Origin of the sequence: Pantoea eucalypti (assembly GCF_009646115.1) — a bacterium.
Taxonomy (GTDB): domain Bacteria; phylum Pseudomonadota; class Gammaproteobacteria; order Enterobacterales; family Enterobacteriaceae; genus Pantoea; species Pantoea eucalypti.
The window spans coordinates 1,908,546-1,926,888 of record NZ_CP045720.1 but is presented as its reverse complement, the minus strand read 5'-3'; the positions used below and the strand labels follow the sequence as shown (position 1 = coordinate 1,926,888).

General features: G+C 54.3%; 19 protein-coding genes, 1 pseudogene and 1 other annotated feature. Of the genes and pseudogenes, 14 read left to right on the top strand and 6 right to left on the bottom strand.

All coding sequences use genetic code 11. From position 1 onward, the window contains the following. The first annotated feature begins 272 nt into the window (after window positions 1-272). Window positions 273-521, top strand: a complete 249-nt coding sequence (locus EE896_RS08930) for a YciN family protein (protein ID WP_003853871.1) — start codon at window positions 273-275, stop codon at window positions 519-521. A gap of 47 nt (window positions 522-568) precedes the next feature. Here EE896_RS08930 and sohB read toward each other — a convergent pair whose 3' ends face one another. Further along, on the bottom strand, window positions 569-1,615 hold the full coding sequence (gene sohB, locus EE896_RS08925) for a protease SohB (protein ID WP_003853872.1): 1,047 nt from the start codon (window positions 1,613-1,615) through the stop codon (window positions 569-571). A 173-nt stretch (window positions 1,616-1,788) separates the two neighbouring features. On the opposite strand from sohB, the gene EE896_RS08920 reads away from it, so the two are divergent. Both EE896_RS08920 and cobO read left to right on the top strand, forming a co-directional pair. Further along, window positions 1,789-2,550: a YciK family oxidoreductase gene (locus tag EE896_RS08920; RefSeq protein WP_003853876.1), complete on the top strand. Its 762-nt coding sequence runs from the start codon at window positions 1,789-1,791 to the stop codon at window positions 2,548-2,550. Continuing rightward, a complete protein-coding gene (gene cobO, locus EE896_RS08915; protein ID WP_003853878.1) occupies window positions 2,550-3,140 on the top strand; it encodes a cob(I)yrinic acid a,c-diamide adenosyltransferase in 591 nt (196 codons plus the stop codon). The genes EE896_RS08920 and cobO overlap by 1 nt, the downstream gene beginning before the upstream one ends. Window positions 3,141-3,194: 54 nt before the next feature. Here the strand turns inward: cobO and rluB are convergent, their stop codons facing one another. Then, window positions 3,195-4,085 (bottom strand): 23S rRNA pseudouridine(2605) synthase RluB, encoded by an 891-nt coding sequence (gene rluB, locus EE896_RS08910; RefSeq protein WP_003853880.1) that lies wholly within the window; start codon window positions 4,083-4,085, stop codon window positions 3,195-3,197. Window positions 4,086-4,865: 780 nt separating this feature from the next. On the opposite strand from rluB, the gene EE896_RS08905 reads away from it, so the two are divergent. Continuing rightward, entirely contained in the window at window positions 4,866-5,513 is a 648-nt protein-coding gene (locus EE896_RS08905) for a hypothetical protein (RefSeq protein WP_008925283.1), read from the top strand. 12 nt (window positions 5,514-5,525) lie between these two features. Here EE896_RS08905 and EE896_RS08900 read toward each other — a convergent pair whose 3' ends face one another. Both EE896_RS08900 and rnm read right to left on the bottom strand, forming a co-directional pair. Further along, entirely contained in the window at window positions 5,526-6,146 is a 621-nt protein-coding gene (locus tag EE896_RS08900; protein ID WP_003853883.1) for an L-threonylcarbamoyladenylate synthase, read from the bottom strand. Window positions 6,147-6,158: 12 nt separating this feature from the next. After that, a complete protein-coding gene (gene rnm, locus EE896_RS08895) occupies window positions 6,159-7,043 on the bottom strand; it encodes an RNase RNM (RefSeq protein ID WP_003853885.1) in 885 nt (294 codons plus the stop codon). A 153-nt stretch (window positions 7,044-7,196) separates the two neighbouring features. Then, window positions 7,197-7,298, top strand: a sequence feature (Trp leader region). 23 nt (window positions 7,299-7,321) lie between these two features. Between rnm and EE896_RS08890 the strand changes: the two genes are divergently transcribed. The 6 genes and pseudogenes from EE896_RS08890 (at window position 7,322) to EE896_RS08860 (ending at window position 14,347) form a co-directional block, all read left to right on the top strand. Next, on the top strand, window positions 7,322-8,887 hold the full coding sequence (locus EE896_RS08890) for an anthranilate synthase component 1 (RefSeq protein WP_140033352.1): 1,566 nt from the start codon (window positions 7,322-7,324) through the stop codon (window positions 8,885-8,887). Beyond that, a pseudogene (trpD, locus tag EE896_RS22580) lies at window positions 8,887-10,481 on the top strand (bifunctional anthranilate synthase glutamate amidotransferase component TrpG/anthranilate phosphoribosyltransferase TrpD). Before EE896_RS08890 ends, trpD begins: the two are co-directional and overlap by 1 nt. Before the next feature lie 2 nt (window positions 10,482-10,483). Beyond that, window positions 10,484-11,845: a bifunctional indole-3-glycerol-phosphate synthase TrpC/phosphoribosylanthranilate isomerase TrpF gene (trpCF, locus tag EE896_RS08875; protein ID WP_003853888.1), complete on the top strand. Its 1,362-nt coding sequence runs from the start codon at window positions 10,484-10,486 to the stop codon at window positions 11,843-11,845. Between the two features lie 45 nt (window positions 11,846-11,890). After that, a complete protein-coding gene (trpB, locus tag EE896_RS08870) occupies window positions 11,891-13,081 on the top strand; it encodes a tryptophan synthase subunit beta (RefSeq protein WP_003853891.1) in 1,191 nt (396 codons plus the stop codon). Continuing rightward, complete coding sequence (trpA, locus tag EE896_RS08865; protein WP_078804458.1) at window positions 13,081-13,884, top strand: tryptophan synthase subunit alpha; 804 nt, start codon at window positions 13,081-13,083, stop codon at window positions 13,882-13,884. The genes trpB and trpA overlap by 1 nt, the downstream gene beginning before the upstream one ends. 148 nt (window positions 13,885-14,032) lie before the next feature. Next, window positions 14,033-14,347, top strand: coding sequence for a BON domain-containing protein (locus tag EE896_RS08860; RefSeq protein ID WP_003853895.1), 315 nt, complete (start codon window positions 14,033-14,035; stop codon window positions 14,345-14,347). A 48-nt stretch (window positions 14,348-14,395) separates the two neighbouring features. Here EE896_RS08860 and ompW read toward each other — a convergent pair whose 3' ends face one another. Beyond that, a complete protein-coding gene (gene ompW, locus EE896_RS08855; protein WP_181162201.1) occupies window positions 14,396-15,031 on the bottom strand; it encodes an outer membrane protein OmpW in 636 nt (211 codons plus the stop codon). A 250-nt stretch (window positions 15,032-15,281) separates the two neighbouring features. Between ompW and EE896_RS08850 the strand changes: the two genes are divergently transcribed. Genes EE896_RS08850 through yciA form a run of 4 tightly spaced genes read left to right on the top strand, consistent with a single transcriptional unit; the run spans window position 15,282 to window position 17,533 of the window. Then, window positions 15,282-15,698: a YkgJ family cysteine cluster protein gene (locus tag EE896_RS08850; RefSeq protein ID WP_140915453.1), complete on the top strand. Its 417-nt coding sequence runs from the start codon at window positions 15,282-15,284 to the stop codon at window positions 15,696-15,698. Between the two features lie 27 nt (window positions 15,699-15,725). Continuing rightward, window positions 15,726-16,460 carry a YciC family protein gene (locus EE896_RS08845; RefSeq protein ID WP_003853901.1) on the top strand — a complete coding sequence of 245 codons (735 nt, stop codon included), beginning with the start codon at window positions 15,726-15,728 and terminating at the stop codon, window positions 16,458-16,460. A 51-nt stretch (window positions 16,461-16,511) separates the two neighbouring features. Further along, window positions 16,512-17,051: a septation protein A gene (locus EE896_RS08840; RefSeq protein ID WP_003853904.1), complete on the top strand. Its 540-nt coding sequence runs from the start codon at window positions 16,512-16,514 to the stop codon at window positions 17,049-17,051. A 59-nt stretch (window positions 17,052-17,110) separates the two neighbouring features. Then, complete coding sequence (gene yciA / locus EE896_RS08835; protein ID WP_003853906.1) at window positions 17,111-17,533, top strand: acyl-CoA thioester hydrolase YciA; 423 nt, start codon at window positions 17,111-17,113, stop codon at window positions 17,531-17,533. A gap of 36 nt (window positions 17,534-17,569) precedes the next feature. On the opposite strand, the gene tonB is transcribed toward yciA, so the two are convergent. After that, entirely contained in the window at window positions 17,570-18,313 is a 744-nt protein-coding gene (gene tonB / locus EE896_RS08830) for a TonB system transport protein TonB (protein WP_008925290.1), read from the bottom strand. Window positions 18,314-18,343: the final 30 nt, after the last annotated feature.

Sequence of the window (18,343 nt, the reverse complement as noted above, 5' to 3'; positions counted from 1 at the left end):
AAGGCGGAGGGGTCAATCTCAGAACAGATGATGCGGTGTAATGCAACTGCATGATAAGGCATACTTTTTCCATCTGAACTCTTCACACATCCCGGTGCAAAATCCCTAAAATCGGAATCGCCCACACTCTACCTGATAAAATCTGTTACGCAACCTAATTAGCACTCAGCCTGAACTTACGCCAGATTTCATCGTTCAGACCGATTTGTCATACCGTCTGGCACGCCAGTAATATAGAAAGGATTTGGGTGCTGTCAAAAAGGAACGAATAAATGGAGAGAACGACACAGGCTATTTCCCGCCAGGCGTTGCTGGAAAAGGCCAATACGCTGATCAAAGAGCATGACGATTATTTAGCAGGCATGCAGGCGGACGAGGTGACTCAGCAGGCCGATGTACTGGTCTTTCGCGGACCGTTTTTTCTTGACGCGGACGGACTGCCGACCGCGAAAACCACCGCAGTGTTTAACGTCTTTAAACACCTTGCAGTGGTGCTGTCGCCGCGCTATCACCTGGAATAAAACACCCGCACCTGAAATAAAAAACCCGGCACAGGCCGGGTTTCGCATCAGAGCAATGGCTTTTCACCACGCTGCCAGAGTTTCAGCAACAGCCGCTCGGCCACCGAACCAGCACTCTGGGTAAAGCGGTCCATCATTTTACGGCGACGGGCATAATGCACGCCAAGAACGTTGAACTGATCCATCTGACGAATGATCAAATCATCGCTGGTGCCAATTTCGTCAATCAGCCCCAGATTCAGCGCCTGACGGCCATACCAGTGTTCACCGGTTGCAACCTTATCGATATCGAGTGACGGGCGCATCTGGTGAACGAACTGTTTAAATAACAGGTGTGTTTCGTCAAGATCTTCCTGGAACTTCTCACGCCCTTCTTCGGTGTTTTCACCGAAGAGCGTCAGCGTACGCTTATATTGTCCGGCGGTATGCAGCTCAACATCGATATCGTTACGTTTCAGCAGGCGGTTGAAGTTAGGAATTTGCGCAACCACACCAATTGAGCCAATGATTGAGAACGGTGCTGCCACGATGCGGTCAGCTACGCAGGCCATCATGTATCCGCCGGAGGCCGCCACTTTATCCACGGCTGCCGTAATACGCAGTCCCTGATCGCGCAGACGCTGCAGCTGCGAGGCCGCCAGGCCATAGCCATGTACCACGCCGCCCGGACTTTCAAGACGCAACAGCACTTCATCGCCGGGCTGTTTTACGGCCAGTACTGCTGATATCTCTTCACGCAGTGAGGTCACCTCACCGGCATCCATGCTGCCTTTAAAATCGAGCACATAAAGGGTGGGTTTGACGCTGTCAGTCTGCCCCTGCTTCGCCGCCTGTTTTTCCGCTTTCGCTTTCAGCTTTTCGCTTTTTTTATGGTTTTTCAGCCAGACTTTTTGCGCCTGGGGTTTCATTTTTGCCAGCTGCAAATCCTCTTTCATCTGCTGATAGTCATCACCCAGATGCGTCAGGCGAAGCTGACCATTTTGTGCCCGCTTGCGCAGCGCAGCATTCATAATAATCATGACGATCGCGGCGACGGCAACCACCAGTGTCACCGCTTTCGCTAAAAACAGTCCATACGTTGAAATAAAATCCATCAGGTCGCCTTAGTTACAGAGAATCAAAAACAGTTCGCCAGTTTAGCCGTTTTGCCCTGCTCCGTCGCCTGAAATGCCAGCAGCCGGCACAGAATGCGCAGGTTGGCGATTGCGCCCATTCGTAAATTCAGGCATAAAGCGGAATCATGCTGTTTTCGCTGGAGGATCCCGCTGTGCACTATCAACCGAAAAGCGACCTGCTCAATCACCGTATTATCCTGGTCACGGGTGCTTCCGATGGTATTGGCCGGGAGGCGGCGCTGACTTACGCCCGTTATGGCGCTGAAGTGATCCTGATGGGCCGTAACGCTGATAAGCTTCAGCAGGTCGCACAGGCTATCAATCAACTTAATCAATGCCCTGCTCACACTGTGGTGTTCGATCTGGCCGATGCGACGCCGGAACGTTGCCATCAGATTGGAGAGCAACTGGCTCAGCAGTTTCCGCGTCTTGACGGCGTGCTGCACAACGCCGGTATCCTGGGTGAGATTGTGCCGCTGGCGGAACTGGACCCACAGATCTGGCAGGAGGTGATGAATATCAATCTGGATGCGACCTTCTTCCTGACCCAGGCACTGTTACCGCTGCTGTTAAAATCGGATGCCGGTTCACTGGTCTTTACCACCTCCAGCGTTGGCCGTACGGGTCGCGCGGGCTGGGGCGCTTATGCCGTCTCTAAATTTGCTACCGAAGGAATGATGCAGGTACTGGCTGATGAATATAAGACGCACTCGCTGCGGGTAAACTGTATCAATCCGGGCGGCACGCGCACCAAAATGCGCGCCAGTGCTTTCCCGCAGGAAGATGCTAATAAGCTGAAAACCCCTGCCGATCTGATGCCGCTCTACCTTTATCTGATGGGTGATGACAGCCGACGCAAAACCGGTATCAGCTTTGATGCACAGCCGGGCAGAAAACCGGGAGCCGCGGAATAATGGCTGACGATCGTCATCAACAACGTCAGCAACGTTTAAAAGAGCAGGTCGATGCGCGCATTGCAGCGGCCACCGAGGTTCGTGGCATCCTGATGGTGTTCACCGGCAATGGCAAAGGCAAAACCACGGCAGCCTTTGGCACAGCACTTCGCGCCACCGGACATGGCAAGCGAGCAGCAGCGATCCAGTTTATTAAAGGTGACTGGCCGAATGGCGAGCGAAACCTTCTGGAACAGCACGGTGTGGAGTTTCAGGTGATGGCAACCGGGTTTACGTGGGACACGCAGAACCGCGAAACGGATACCGCCGCCTGTCTGGCTGTGTGGCAGCATGCAAAGCGGATGCTGGCCGATGAGCAGATCGATCTGGTGGTGCTCGATGAAATCACCTATATGGTCAGCATGGATTATCTGCCGCTGGACGATCTGATCACCACCCTGCAACAGCGCCCGGCACATCAGAGCGTGATTATTACCGGACGAGGCTGTCATCGCAGCCTGACGGAGATGGCAGATACGGTAACGGAGATGCGGCCAGTGAAACACGCATTTGATGCCGGTATACAGGCTCAGCAGGGAATTGACTGGTAACAGAAAAAGAAAACGCAGCCACGGGGCTGCGTTTTTAGCATTCAGGCAACGCTATTAACCGGAGTTACGTTTGCTGCCCGGATTGCGGCGTGGCGCACGAGGTGTGCTGCTCACTTTAGTGTGCCGTTTCACGGCACGACGAATCTGGTTCGCCTTGGTACGACGACGATCTTTTTCGACCACCAGCTTAGTGACGGTTTCATCATCCAGCTCAACCAGGTTACGCAGGTAGTTTACCGCTGGCAGATCCAGTTCAGTCCAGCCACCACGTGGCAGGCCTTTTGGTAAGGTGATATCGCCGTAGCGGACACGCATCAGACGACTGACCTGCACGCCGACCGCTTCCCACAAACGACGTACTTCACGATTACGTCCTTCGGTGAGGGTGACGTTATACCACTGGTTGATCCCTTCCCCGCCGCCAAACTTAAGCGTTTTAAACGCAGCCGGGCCATCTTCCAGCTGAACACCTTTACTCAACTGACGAATTTTATCATCGTCGACCTGGCCAAAGACGCGCACTGCATATTCACGTTCCACTTCACGGCTCGGATGCATCAGGCGGTTCGCCAGTTCACCGTCGGTGGTGAAGAGCATCAGACCACAGGTGTTCACATCCAGACGGCCAACGGCAATCCAGCGTGAACCACGCAGACGAGGCAGGCGGTCAAACACCGTTGGGCGGCCTTCAGGATCGCTGCGGGTACAGAGTTCGCCTTCCGGTTTGTAGTAAGCCAGCACACGGCATACTTCGGTTGCGGATTCAGCAATCGATACCAGATGGCCATCAATACGGATTTTCAGGGATTTGCTGCTTTCGACGCGGTCGCCCAGTGTGGCGATCTTGCCGTCAACGCTGACACGGCCAGCAGCTATCATTGATTCGATTTCACGACGCGAGCCATGACCGGCACGCGCTAAGACTTTCTGTAACTTTTCGCTCATTGAGCTTCCTCTTTGTCGCCTTCCCAGGCGTCATGATTGGGTGATAATTCTTTCTAAATCAACAGGTTAACTTAGCAGGTTGGCCCCATTATACAGGCATTTAACGCTGATGTAACGTGCTTTATGAGCAGAGCAATGGCTTAATAATAGTTTGGTTTCTGATTGTTTTATATCTGATAATCTTTAATTTACATCTAAATAACATCACCCTTTATCATAAGAAAATATGTTTAATAAAACGCAGACATCAAAAACTTTATAGCTGAGCGTAATTAAATTTCTTAAGCATTCATTTCCAGGCAAAACCATGTTCTGATGATAAAAACCTTAACACTACCTTAAGCTTCTTTTGCTGGGCTCGTGCTTTTGATGCTCTGCAAAAAGCGCCAGTGCTAGTGTAAAAAACTGCCTGTTTGATTTTATCCATGACAAGCGATCGGTCGATATAAAAAAGGCAGTTGATTCCTAAGGGAGATTTATTTAAAACCTTATTTTCCGTGATATTTGTTTTTTATTAACTTTAATAAATTGTACGATACTATTAAGATGGTACACTTAATCTCAGCAGTACAATAAAAAAGCATAAAAACGCGATAAAGCGTTTTTGCAACATCAGCGTGTGGTTATGCCATACGTTAATAAAAATAGCGTTTTTTAATTAATCCAATAAACCGGCGCATCCGGAGTTGTTGCGTTAATACGGTTCAGTGATGAACCTTGCTTGCATGTCACAAATCTTCACCAGGGATTTTCCGACATGCCTGAATAAAGAAAACCATTATGAGAAACCTGTTTCTGTGCCCGGTGCTTGCTGCACTGGTCCTGAGCGGTTGCTCTGTGGGCCATACTGAGTACAGTCGCACGGCGATGCAGCACGTAGATATGAGCGTGACGGGCATTCCGACGATCCTCGGTCTCGGCACACTGGGCACCAGCATACCTCTGACGCCTGAATATAGCCTCACCGCTGCGCACGTTGCTAAAACTGCCGTACAGCGCGTGAAGTCATATCACCCTTATTGCGACCTTGCGATTATTTATCACAAGAATGATGCTAACACGCTGGCTAAATTCCGCAGCGGTGACATCGGCGATCCCGTTAAAATGTATGGCTACAGCTTTATTTCCGCGATGCCCGTTGAATCGACAGGGGTTAATTTAGCCCGCACGGCTATCAGGAATAACTGGAATAAAAGCCCGTGTATCGCCATGGCGTCTAACGCAGGCGTGGTTCAGGGAATGTCGGGCGGCGGCGTTTACAACCGTGATGATACGCTAAGCGGCGTTATTGTTGGCTATTCTGATTCGATTAAGAATGGTCGTAATAACAAAGTGATCCTGAAAGATGTGTCACTTTATATTCCTTACGGCCAGTTTAAGAGCTGGCTAGAGTCGAATCTGGCTCAGACACCGACCCGCGGTGTCTGAAGCCCGACTTAATTACAGGAACGGGCGGGTATCGCCCACCCCTTCACGCACAATTTCCGGTGCATCGGTGGTCAGATCGACCACCGTGGTCGGCTGCTGTCCCAGCGTGCCGCCGTCAATGATCAGATCGACCAGCTTACCAATGCTGTGCTGAATCTCTTCCGGATCGGACTCGGTGAAATCGTTGCCGGGCAGGATCAATGAGGTCGACATCATCGGCTGATTCAGGGCTTCCAGCAGCGCCAGTGCGACTGGATTCGACGGTACGCGCAGACCAATGGTCTTACGCTTCTCATTCATCAGGCGACGCGGCACTTCTTTGGTCGCCTTAAGAATAAAGGTGTAGTTACCCGGCGTGTTGTTTTTCAGCAGACGAAAGGCGGAGTTGCCCACCTGCGAATAAACCGACAGTTCTGAGAGGTCACGGCACATCAGGGTGAAGTTGTGGTGCCCATCGAGCTGACGGATACGGCAAATGCGCTCCATCGCGCCCTTCTCTTCCAGCCGACAGCCTAGCGCATAGCCGGAATCGGTCGGATAGACGATGACGCTGCCTTTGTTCAGGTAGTCGACCGCCTGATTAATCAGGCGCGGCTGTGGGTTATCCGGATGAATGTGAAACAATTGACTCATAAAAACCTCGTGTCACCTTTCCGTGATTGCCAGGCTGGGAGCGAGATCCGGGAAGCGTTCCCAGACCGGCTCAACCGCCGCGGGCAGCCAGAGTTTGCGGCCCAACTCAATCCACGGGCAGGGTTGATGAAAATCAGAACCTTGTGATGCGGCCAGTTCATTATCTCTGGCGTATTGCGCCAGTGTCGTGCGCTCATTAGGTGGCTGCTGGCACTGTGCGACTTCCATCGCATCGCCCCCCGCTTCGCGGAAATGGGCGACCAGTCGTTTAAGCCACTTTGCCGATAAACCGTAACGGCCAGGATGCGCCAGCACGGCACAACCACCAGAATGATGAATCGCATCAATAGCTTGTTTAATTGTACACCATTGTGGCGGCACGTAGCCGGTTTTGCCACGCGCCAGATAATTTTTGAACACCTGCACCATGTTCTCAGCTTTACCCTGCTCAATCAGGAAGCGGGCAAAGTGACCACGGGTAATGATGCCGCCATCTGCCAGTCGCATCGCTCCCGCCAGCGCATCCGGAATACGCGCCCTGGCCAGTCGTTCACCGATCTCTTCGGCCCGTATCCGACGGCACGCATGTTGTCCGGCCAGAAAGGTCACCATCGCCGGATGGTGGATGTCAATGTTCAGGCCCACGATGTGAATCTCATGGTTCTCCCAGAGTGTGGAGATCTCTGCACCTGCCAGCACCTTTATCGGTAAATCCTGGTCGAGTGCCGTTTGCTGCGCTTCTTCTACACCTGCAACGCTGTCGTGATCGGTGATCGCCAGTACGCCGACGCGCATCTCTACAGCTCGCTGCACCAGCGCAGCTGGCGTCAGAAAGCCATCGGAGGCACGCGTGTGACTGTGTAAATCGTAAACCGGGAAACGGGCGATATCGCTCAAGAGAACTCCTGCTAATACTAAACCGGCCAGCATGATAACGATTTTAATGCTCAGTGAAAAAGGCTATTGACTTTTCCGCGCTGAACCCGTTAACTAGTACACAAGTTCACACGTAACGGGTATTGAATCATGGCTGTTGTAATCACGCATTTAAACGGTTGGCGCGATGTTCCCGAATACGGGCGACTGGGTCGTGCACACTTTGCGTAAACGCTGTGCTAATACCTGAGCCCGCCACCGAGCGGGCTTTTTTTTGAGCGAAATTCAGAGAAATCATCATGCCAAATGCGAAACCTACAGTGAAGTTGATTACCGGCAACGCGCCCTACCGCGAAGATCCGGCCGCAGTGTTTCATCAGCTGTGCGGCGCACGTCCGGCAACCCTGCTGCTCGAATCTGCTGACATCGACAGCAAGCGCAATTTGAAAAGCCTGCTGATTGTCGACAGCGCGCTGCGTATCAGCGCCATGGGTAATACGGTTACCGTTCAGGCGCTGTCAGAAAATGGCCGCGCCGTGCTGCCACTGCTGGATGAGGCGCTGCCCGCCTCCGTCAGCAATCAGGTCCGTCCCGATGGACGCGAGCTGACTTTCCCGCAGAGCACCGATCATCAGCAGGATGAAGATTCCCGCCTTAAGGCCCTGTCGGTGTTTGATGCATTGCGTCTGATTCCACAGCTGGTTAACTCCTCTGCCGACGAACGTGAAGCCGTGCTGCTGGGAGGCTTGTTCGCTTATGATCTGGTGGCAGGTTTTGAAACCCTGCCGGAGCTGGATAATCAGCAACGCTGCCCCGACTACTGTTTTTACCTGGCAGAGACCTTACTGGTGATCGATCACCAGACCCGCAGCGCGCGTCTGCAGGCCAGCCTGTTCTGCCCGTCCACCAGCGAATTCCAGCGCCTGCAACGTCGCATTGAGCAGCTTCATGGTCAGATGCTGCAGCCTGCTCCGGCCCTGCCGGTTCAGTCGGTAGAACAGATGTCGCTGACGACCAGCCAGAGTGATGAAGAGTACTGCGACGTGGTTCGCACCATGCAGCAGGCGATTCGCATCGGCGAGATTTTCCAGGTCGTGCCGTCGCGCCGCTTCTCGCTGCCGTGCCCGTCACCGCTGGCCGCCTACGACACGCTGAAAAACAGCAACCCAAGCCCGTACATGTTTTTCATGCAGGATCAGGATTTCTCCCTGTTTGGCGCGTCGCCTGAAAGCTCGCTGAAGTATGACGCCACCTCGCGTCAGATTGAGATCTACCCGATTGCCGGTACCCGTCCACGTGGCCGCCATGCAGATGGTTCACTGGACCGCGATCTCGACAGCCGCATTGAACTGGAGATGCGCACCGACCATAAAGAGCTGGCTGAACATCTGATGCTGGTGGATCTGGCGCGTAACGATCTGGCGCGTATCTGCGTGCCCGGCAGCCGTTATGTCGCTGATCTGACCAAAGTCGACCGCTATTCCTTTGTGATGCATCTGGTTTCCCGCGTCGTGGGCACGCTGCGCGCCGACCTCGACGTCCTGCACGCCTATCGCGCCTGTATGAACATGGGCACGCTAAGTGGTGCACCTAAGGTTCGTGCCATGCAGCTGATTGCCGGTGCTGAACGCACGCGTCGCGGCAGCTATGGCGGCGCGGTGGGTTACTTCACTGCCCAGGGCGATCTCGATACCTGTATCGTTATTCGTTCGGCCTATGTCGAAGACGGCGTTGCCACCGTGCAGGCGGGCGCCGGTGTGGTGCTGGACTCTAATCCGCAGGCTGAAGCGGATGAAAGCCGCAATAAAGCTCGCGCCGTACTGCGCGCTATTGCAACTGCCCATCACTGCAAGGAGATCTTCTGATGGCCGATATTCTGCTGCTCGATAACATCGACTCATTTACCTATAACCTGGTTGATCAGCTGCGGACCTTTGGTCACAACGTGGTGATTTATCGCAACAATCTTCCCGCTGAACTGTTAATTGAACAGCTGCAGCGGATGGAAAATCCGGTGCTGATGCTCTCCCCCGGCCCCGGTGCACCAAAAGATGCTGGCTGTATGCCGGCGCTGCTGCGGGTGCTGCGCGGTCGTCTGCCAATTATCGGTATCTGTCTGGGGCATCAGGCAATTGTCGAAGCCTATGGCGGCCATGTGGGTCAGGCAGGCGAGATCCTGCACGGCAAAGCCTCTTCCATCGTTCATGACGGCGAAGCCATGTTTAACGGCCTGAGTAATCCACTGCCGGTGGCGCGCTATCACTCGCTGGTGGGCAGCAACACGCCAGATGAGCTGACGGTCAACGCCAGTTACAACGGGATGGTCATGGCTGTTCGCCATGAAGCCGATCGCGTCTGCGGTTTCCAGTTCCATCCAGAATCGATTTTGACTTCTCAGGGCGCGCGTCTGCTTGAACAGACGCTGGCCTGGGCGCTGGCGAAGTAACAGGGAGAATAACGATGCAACAGACACTGGAAAAACTTTACCAGGCGCAGACGCTGAATCAGGCTGAAAGTCATGCGCTGTTCAGCGCCATTATTACCGGACAGCTGGAGCCCACGCAGCTTGCTGCCGCGCTGGTTGCCATGAAAGTACGCGGTGAAACGCCGGAAGAGATTGCCGGAGCCGCCACGGCGCTGCTGGAAGATGCCAAACCGTTTCCCCGCCCGGATTACGCGTTTGCCGATATCGTGGGCACCGGTGGAGATGGCAGTAACAGCATTAATATCTCGACGGCCAGCGCCTTTGTGGCCGCGACCTGCGGTCTGAAAGTCGCGAAGCACGGCAACCGCAGCGTCTCCAGTAAATCGGGTTCATCGGATCTGCTGGCCGCTTTTGGTATTAATCTTGATATGCCCGCTGACCGTGCGCGCCAGGCGCTGGACGATCTGAACGTCTGCTTCCTGTTTGCGCCCCAGTACCACACCGGCTTTCGCCACGCGATGCCGGTCCGTCAGCAGCTGAAGACCCGTACGCTATTTAATGTGTTAGGTCCGCTGATCAACCCGGCGCGCCCTCCACTGGCAGTAATCGGTGTTTATAGCCCGGACCTGGTGATGCCGATTGCCCAGACGCTGAAAGTGCTGGGTTATCAGCGCGCCGCAGTGGTTCACGGTGGCGGCATGGATGAAGTGGCGCTGCACGATGTGACACACGTGGCTGAACTCCGTGAAGGGGAAATCACCCGCTATCAGCTTTCGCCAGAAGATTTTGGTTTTGGCTTCCATCCCAAAGAAGCGCTGGCGGGCGGCACGCCGGAAGAAAATCGTGACATTCTGACGGCTTTACTCCAGGGTAATGGCCAGCAGGCCCATGAGGAGGCGGTCGCCGTCAACGTGGCGATGTTGCTTAAAGTATTTGGTCAGGAAGATCTGCGTGAAAACGCACAGCAGGCGCTTAACGCCATCCGCAGCGGACAGGCTTATGAGCGTGTAGTCGCACTGGCAGCAAGAGGATAATCATGAAAGGCACCGTGTTAGAAAAAATTGTTCAGGACAAAGCGATTTGGGTTGAAGCCCGCCAGCAGCAGCAGCCTCTTTCCACCTTTCAGAACAGCATTGAACCTGCCAGCCGTCATTTCTACGACGCGCTGCAGGGCGCAAGAACCGCGTTTATCCTGGAGTGTAAAAAAGCGTCACCCTCAAAAGGCGTGATTCGCGAGGATTTCGATCCAGCCGCCATTGCCGGGGTTTACCGCCATTACGCTTCCGCGGTGTCCGTGCTGACTGATGAGAAATATTTTCAGGGCGACTTCGCCTTTCTGCCGATTGTCAGCGCTGCCATCACCCAGCCTGTGCTGTGCAAAGATTTTATCATCGACCCTTATCAGATCTATCTTGCCCGCTACTACCAGGCGGATGCGATCCTGCTGATGCTGTCGGTACTTGACGATGAGCAGTATCGTCAACTGGCCGCCGTGGCGCACAGCCTGAAGATGGGCATTCTGACGGAAGTGAGTAATGAAGAGGAGCTTGAGCGGGCTATCGCGCTGCAGGCTAAAGTCGTGGGAATTAACAACCGCGACCTGCGTGACCTCTCTATTGATCTCAACCGTACCCGCCAACTGGCGCCACGCCTGTCGCACGGCGTGACGGTCATCAGCGAATCGGGTATTAACAGCTACGCTGATATTCGCGAGCTGAGCCACTTTGCGAATGGCTTCCTGATTGGCTCAGCCCTGATGGAAGAAGCTGACCTGACGGGCGCGGTGCGTCGCGTCACGCTGGGCAGCAATAAAGTGTGCGGCTTAACCCGTGACGAAGATGCACGTGCTGCGTATGAAGCTGGCGCGATCTACGGTGGTCTGATTTTCGCTGAAGGTTCACCGCGCCAGATCGACACCGCCACTGCACTTACCGTGATTGCTGCCGCGCCGCTGCGCTATGTCGGCGTATTCCGCAACAACTCAGTTAGTGACATTGTCACGCATGCCACCGAACTTTCACTGTCCGCAGTGCAGTTACATGGCAATGAGACACCGGAATTTGTGGCCGAACTGCGTGCGGTGCTGCCCGCAGAGATTCAGATCTGGAAGGCGCTGCGCATTGAAGGCACGTTACCGGCGCGCGACTGGCCCCATGTTGACCGCTATGTCTTTGATAATGGCGATGGCGGCACCGGACAGCGTTTCGACTGGTCGCTGTTGCAGGGTCAGACGCTGAACGATGTGCTGCTGGCCGGTGGCCTGAGCGCAGATAACTGTGTTGAAGCCGCGCAGCTGGGCTGTGCCGGACTGGACTTCAACTCTGGCGTGGAAAGTGCGCCTGGCATCAAAGATGCCCGTAAAATTGCCGCTGTGTTTCAGACACTGCGTGCCTACTGATTTGCCCGGCCTGCTCCACAGCGGGCCCGAGAAAGGAAGATAAAAATGACGTTACTGAATCCCTATTTTGGCGAGTTTGGCGGAATGTATGTTCCGCAGATCCTGATGCCCGCTCTTCAGCAGCTGGAACAGGCGTTTGTCGACGCCCAGAAAGATCCTGAGTTTCAGGCCGAATTTACCGACCTGCTGAAGAACTATGCGGGTCGTCCTACTGCCCTGACGCTGTGCAAAAACCTGACAAAAGGCACGAAAACCCGCCTCTACCTGAAGCGTGAAGATCTGCTGCATGGTGGCGCGCACAAAACCAACCAGGTGCTGGGTCAGGCGCTGTTAGCCAAACGCATGGGCAAAAACGAAATCATTGCCGAAACCGGTGCCGGTCAGCACGGTGTGGCTTCCGCGCTAGCCTGTGCGCTGCTGGGCATGAAATGCCGCATCTATATGGGTGCGAAAGATGTCGAGCGTCAGTCACCTAACGTATTCCGTATGCGTCTGATGGGCGCAGAAGTGATCCCGGTTCACAGCGGCTCCGCCACGCTCAAAGATGCCTGTAACGAAGCGCTGCGCGACTGGTCTGGCAGCTACGAGACCTCTCACTACATGCTCGGCACCGCGGCGGGTCCGCACCCCTTCCCGACCATTGTGCGTGAGTTCCAGCGCATGATCGGCGAAGAGACTAAAAAGCAGATTCTGGAAAGAGAGGGCCGTCTGCCAGACGCCATCCTCGCCTGTGTGGGTGGCGGCTCCAACGCTATCGGGATGTTTGCCGACTTTATCGACGAACCCGGCGTGAAGCTGATTGGCGTTGAGCCTGCCGGCCACGGCATTGAGACCGGCGAGCATGGCGCACCGCTTAAGCACGGCCGCGTCGGTATCTACTTCGGAATGAAATCACCGATGATGCAAACGCATGATGGCCAGATTGAAGAGTCTTACTCGATTTCTGCCGGTCTCGACTTCCCTTCAGTTGGTCCGCAGCATGCGCACCTGAACAGCATCGGTCGTGCAGAATATGTCTCCATTACCGATAACGAAGCAATGGACGCGTTTAAACAGCTGTGTCGTGCGGAAGGTATCATTCCGGCGCTGGAATCCTCTCACGCCCTGGCGCACGCTATGAAGATGATTCACGCCGAACCGGAAAAAGAGCAGTTGATTGTCGTTAACCTCTCTGGCCGTGGCGACAAAGATATTTTCACCGTTCATGATATTTTGACAGCGCAGGGAGAAATCTGATGGAACGTTACAATCAACTTTTTACCCGTCTGTCAGCGAACAACGAAGGGGCTTTCGTTCCTTTTGTGACGCTGGGCGACCCTTCTCCCGAGCTTTCACTGCGCGTGATTGACGCCCTCGTTGAAGGTGGCGCGGATGCGCTGGAGCTGGGCATTCCCTTCTCCGATCCGCTGGCGGATGGGCCGACCATTCAGAACGCAACATTGCGCGCCTTTGCGGCGGGCACCAACACCAGCCAGTGTTTTGAAATGCTGGCGACTATCCGCCGGAAATACCCGGATTTGCCGATTGGATTACTCATGTACGCCAATCTGGTCTTCACTAACGGCGTGGATGCGTTTTATGCCCGTTGTGCCGAAGCGGGTGTCGATTCGGTTCTGGTGGCGGATGTCCCGGTTGAAGAGTCAGCGCCTTTCCGCCAGGCGGCTCTGCGTCACGGCGTTGCCCCTATCTTTATTTGTCCGCCTAACGCCAGCGATGACCTGCTGCGCGAGATTGCGTCGCACGGCCGGGGTTATACCTACCTGCTGTCACGCGCCGGTGTCACGGGGGCCGAAAATCGCGCCAGCCTGCCGCTGAAGCATCTGATCGACAAGCTGCGCGAATACCACGCGGCACCACCGCTGCAGGGCTTTGGGATTTCAGAGCCTGAACAGGTGAAAGAAGCGATTGCTTCCGGCGCCGCAGGTGCGATCTCCGGTTCTGCGATTGTCAAAATCATTGAAAAGCATCATGCAGAACCTGAAGTGATGCTGAGCGAACTGAAAAATTTCGTCAGCCGCCTCAAAGCCGCCAGCCGTTAATCCTGCCAGCATGCCTTATCCCACGATAAGGCATGATTTGTTTCCTTTTTTTCATCTCGATATTTGCCCTTTTTGCAAAATCTGCACCACAATGACAATGCGCCGTTACGGTAACGTCGCATCCATTTTGTGACAGGGAGAGAAGGCAATGAAATTCGTTAAACTGCTGACAGGTGCTGTACTGGCGGGCGTGGTTGCGCTGACACTGAGCGCCTGTGCGCCAACCGCAACCAAAGAGGGAACCGGTGGCTATATTGATGACACCGTGGTGACCACGAAAGTTAAAGGTGAGCTGCTGAAAGATGAGTCGCTGAAATCAACTGAAATCAACGTAGAAACCTTTAAAGGTAAAGTTCAGCTGAGCGGCTTTGTTTCATCACCACAGATGGCTAATCGTGCCGTACAGGTCACGCGCAGCGTGCCGGGCGTGAAGTCAGTCGTCAACAACATGCAGATCAAATAACGTCTTAACCGACACAAAAAGGCCGCTGATTCAGCGGCCTTTTTCTCATCAGAAACGGTAACCCGCTCCGAAGAAGAAGACCCAGGGATCGATACGCATATTGATGTTCTGCTGTTCGCCACCCGCTTTAAACTTCACTTCCGTGTCAATATCCATGTACCACAACGACGCGTTCAGCATCCAGTCACGGTTAATCTGATAATCCAGACCAACCTGACCTGCCATACCCCAGGAATCTTTTACGCTGAGATCGGTCAGTCCCGCATCGCGGCCCGTCTGATTGAAATCGGCATCGTAGAAGGTGGTGTAGTTGATACCTACGCCGATATAAGGACGCACTTTACTTTTGCTGTCAAAAAAGTAGTACTGCGCCATCAGCGTGGGTGGTAACTGGCGCACGGTAGCCAGCGTGCCGGTCGGACCAAGACCCACTTTATGGCGGAATGGCGTGGCCGCCAGTAGCTCGACGCCAATGTTATCCGTTGCCATATAGGTAAAGGTCAGACCCAGTTGCGTGTCGTTGGAAGCGCTGAAAGACCCCATCCCCAACACATTATCGGAACCTTCGGTAGGACGGACGGTGGCACTGCCGGCCCGCATAAAGAAGTCGCCCGCTTCGTGTGCCATTGCCAGCTGGGGAAGAGCCAGCGCCAGCAGCATCGCGCATTTTGCCAGTTTCATCATCACTCCTTTGCTTAATGTGAATGTAGCGACTGTCATCGCTTTTTAGCTGGCAATTATTTAACGTGATTCAGAGAAAATTGCACTCTGTAACATTCAGATAAAGTGTTTAAAAAACAATGGATTGATTTAGATCAATTTCAACTGCGGCGGCCACAGCCAAATTCCCCTTGCTGAATAATTTTGCCCGCTCTATGTTGCTTATCTTCATTGTTGATTTTGGTTCGATGCCCTGGGAGGGGCGGATGATCAAATGAGTGAGCTTTCCAACCCTTGTGTCAGCTGTGGCGCCTGCTGCGCCCATTTCCGTGTCTCATTTTACTGGGCTGAAGCCGATGATGCGGGCGGCCTGGTGCCGACCGAATTAACCGAACCGCTTAACCTGTTCATGCGTAATATGCGTGGCACTAACCGTGCAGCACCCCGCTGCGTTGCTTTACAGGGCGAAATTGGCGGCTGTGTCTCTTGCGGCATCTATGAACGGCGTCCTGCGCCCTGTCGGGAATTCACTTTGTCCGGTGAAGGAGGTATTCATAATGAAGCCTGCGATCGTGCCCGCGCCCGTTATGGTCTTCCTCCCCTTTTTTCGCCATCTTTACCTGTTATGACAGAAAGTTATGCCCTGCCGGGTGCCCCGGAGCTGCCAGAACATGTACAATCGCCGGGTTAATTAACCCGGTTCCTTCAAGGAGTGTACATGTCTATCACGGCAAGCTCGTTATACCGTGACACAGGAAATTTTGCGCGGCATCAACTCTCTACAGTGTTGTTGATGTCGCTGCTGGCCGCTTTTGTCACTGTCATGCTGGTGCATGTGCTGACACCCGGTGCCGATCAGATGGCCATCCTGCAACAGGGCGATGACAGTGCCAGTTCGTTGTTTGAGATGGTGCAGAATATGTCACCGGAACAGCAGCAGGTGCTGCTGCGTGCCTCGGCGGCCAGCACCTTTGCGGCGCTGATGGGGAATACGCTGCTGCTTGGCGGCATGCTCTATCTGATCCCGATGGTCTCCTCAGGCCAGCGTGTCAGTGCGCTGCGGGCGATTGGTGCGTCAGCGCCGCTGTTGCCAAAGCTGCTGCTCCTGACCTTCCTGATGACGCTGGTGGCGCAACTGGGCTTTATGGTGCTGGTGGTGCCAGGCATTCTGCTGACGATTCTGCTGTCGCTGGCGCCCGTGATGGTCGCCAGTGAGAAGATGGGTGTCTTTGCCGCGATGCGCGCCAGTATGCGGATGGCCTGGAAGAATGTGAAGCTGATTGCCCCCGCAATACTGCTCTGGCTGCTGGCCAAAGTAATAGTGATGCTGTTTTTCTCTTCGCTGACGGTACTCCCGCTGAATGTTTCCTCGGTAATTTTCACTGCCGCAGGCAATGTGGTTTCAGCAATGTTGATTATCTACCTCTATCGGCTCTATATGCTGTTACGTTGATTGACGGTGTGCCTTCGGGCGCATTTGAAGCCAACTCTGAATGGAAAAACTATGAAGCAGCTACTCGACTTTCTCCCCCTGGTGGTCTTTTTCATCTTTTATAAGCTTTATGACATTTTTGTCGCCTCGGGCGCCCTGATTGTGGCAACCGGTCTGGCCCTGGTGGTCAGCTGGGTGCTTTATCGCAAGCTGGAAAAGATGACGATTTTCACCTTTGTGCTGGTGGCCGTTTTTGGCACCCTGACGCTGGTGTTCCACAACGATGAGTTCATTAAGTGGAAAGTCACGGTGATCTACAGCCTGTTTGCCGCCGCCCTGCTCTACAGTCAGTGGTTTATGGAGCAGACGCTGATTCAGCGCATGCTGGGTAAAGAGCTGCAACTGCCTGATGCGGTCTGGCGCAGGCTCAATGTCGCCTGGGCACTGTTCTTCCTGATCTGCGGCCTGGTCAACATCTATGTTGCCTTTTGGTTATCTCAGGCGTTTTGGGTTAACTTTAAAGTGTTCGGTCTCTCGGGTCTGACCTTACTGTTTACCCTGCTTAGCGGGCTTTACATCTGGCGACAGATGCCGCAGCAGGAACAAAAATAATCATCTGCCCGGCTCGCCGGGCATTTTTTTAGCATTTACCTGCATAAAAAGTGGAAGCAATGGGCGAAAAACATAAATTACCGCAAGGCGAAATGGTGCTGCGAACGCTCGCCATGCCGGCAGACACCAACGCCAACGGCGATATTTTTGGTGGCTGGCTGATGTCACAGATGGATATGGGCGGCGCTATCCTGGCAAAAGAGATCGCTGAAGGACGTGTGGTTACCGTGCGCGTTGACGGTATGTCATTCATGAAGCCTGTCGCGGTGGGCGATGTGGTGAGTTGCCATGCGAGCTGTCTCCGTACCGGTAACAGTTCCATGACGATTAACGTGGAAGTGTGGATCAAAAAAGTGTCATCTGAGCCGATTGGTCAAACCTACTGTGCAACGGAAGCGGTATTTATCTATGTGGCAGTCGACAATGAGGGGAATTCACGTCCTCTGCCAGCCGGCCGCGCCAATCAGCAGCCTGCAGGATAACTGACGGGTCAGGCAATCTGAGCCTGACCCGGCGCCTTACTCAATACTGGCACCGCCATTGATTTTGAAAACGATATTCATCGTCAGCCCCTGTCCTGGCTTCTCTTTCTCGTAGCGCCAGTTTTTCATCGCCTGTTTGACGGTCCGCTCAAACATATTGCTCGGCTGTGCAGAGAGGATCTGGATATTATCCACCCGTCCGTCGCTGTCCACATCGAATTTTACCCGAACGCGCCCTTCTATCCGCAGTGCCAGAGCACGCGGCGGATAACCTGGCTTGGTAACGGCCAGGGCTTTGGGACCGGTTGAGGCCGATGCCGTGGGTGACGGCGTTGCTTTTGGCGCTGCAGCAGGTTTGTTCTGGGTCGCCGGAACATCCTGCTTAAAGGGGTCAGCCTGCGGTTTGGTCTCCCGACGCGGCTTCACCTCGCGTTTGGGCTGCTCCCGCTTGTGCTCCGGTTTGGGTTTAGGTTTGGGCTTTGGTTCAGGTTTAGGGATCGGCACCGGCTCTGCTTTCGGCGGCTCCGGTACAGGCTGCGGTTCGGGTTCTGGCTGGGGTTCTGGCTGCGGCGCAGGCGGCTGCACGATGGCCGGTGCAGGCTCGGGCTGGACCTCCGGCGCGACCATCGTCACGCTGATAGGCTGCGACGCCTTAGGCACCTCACTCACCTGCTGGAATGACATATACAGAATTCCGGCAATCACAGCGCCATGCAAAGCTACAGACAACAACATGGAGACAGGCGTGCGTTTAGGTAATGGCATAGTCAGCGTGGTCATAACAGTCGCGGCGATTGAATGAAGCAGCGA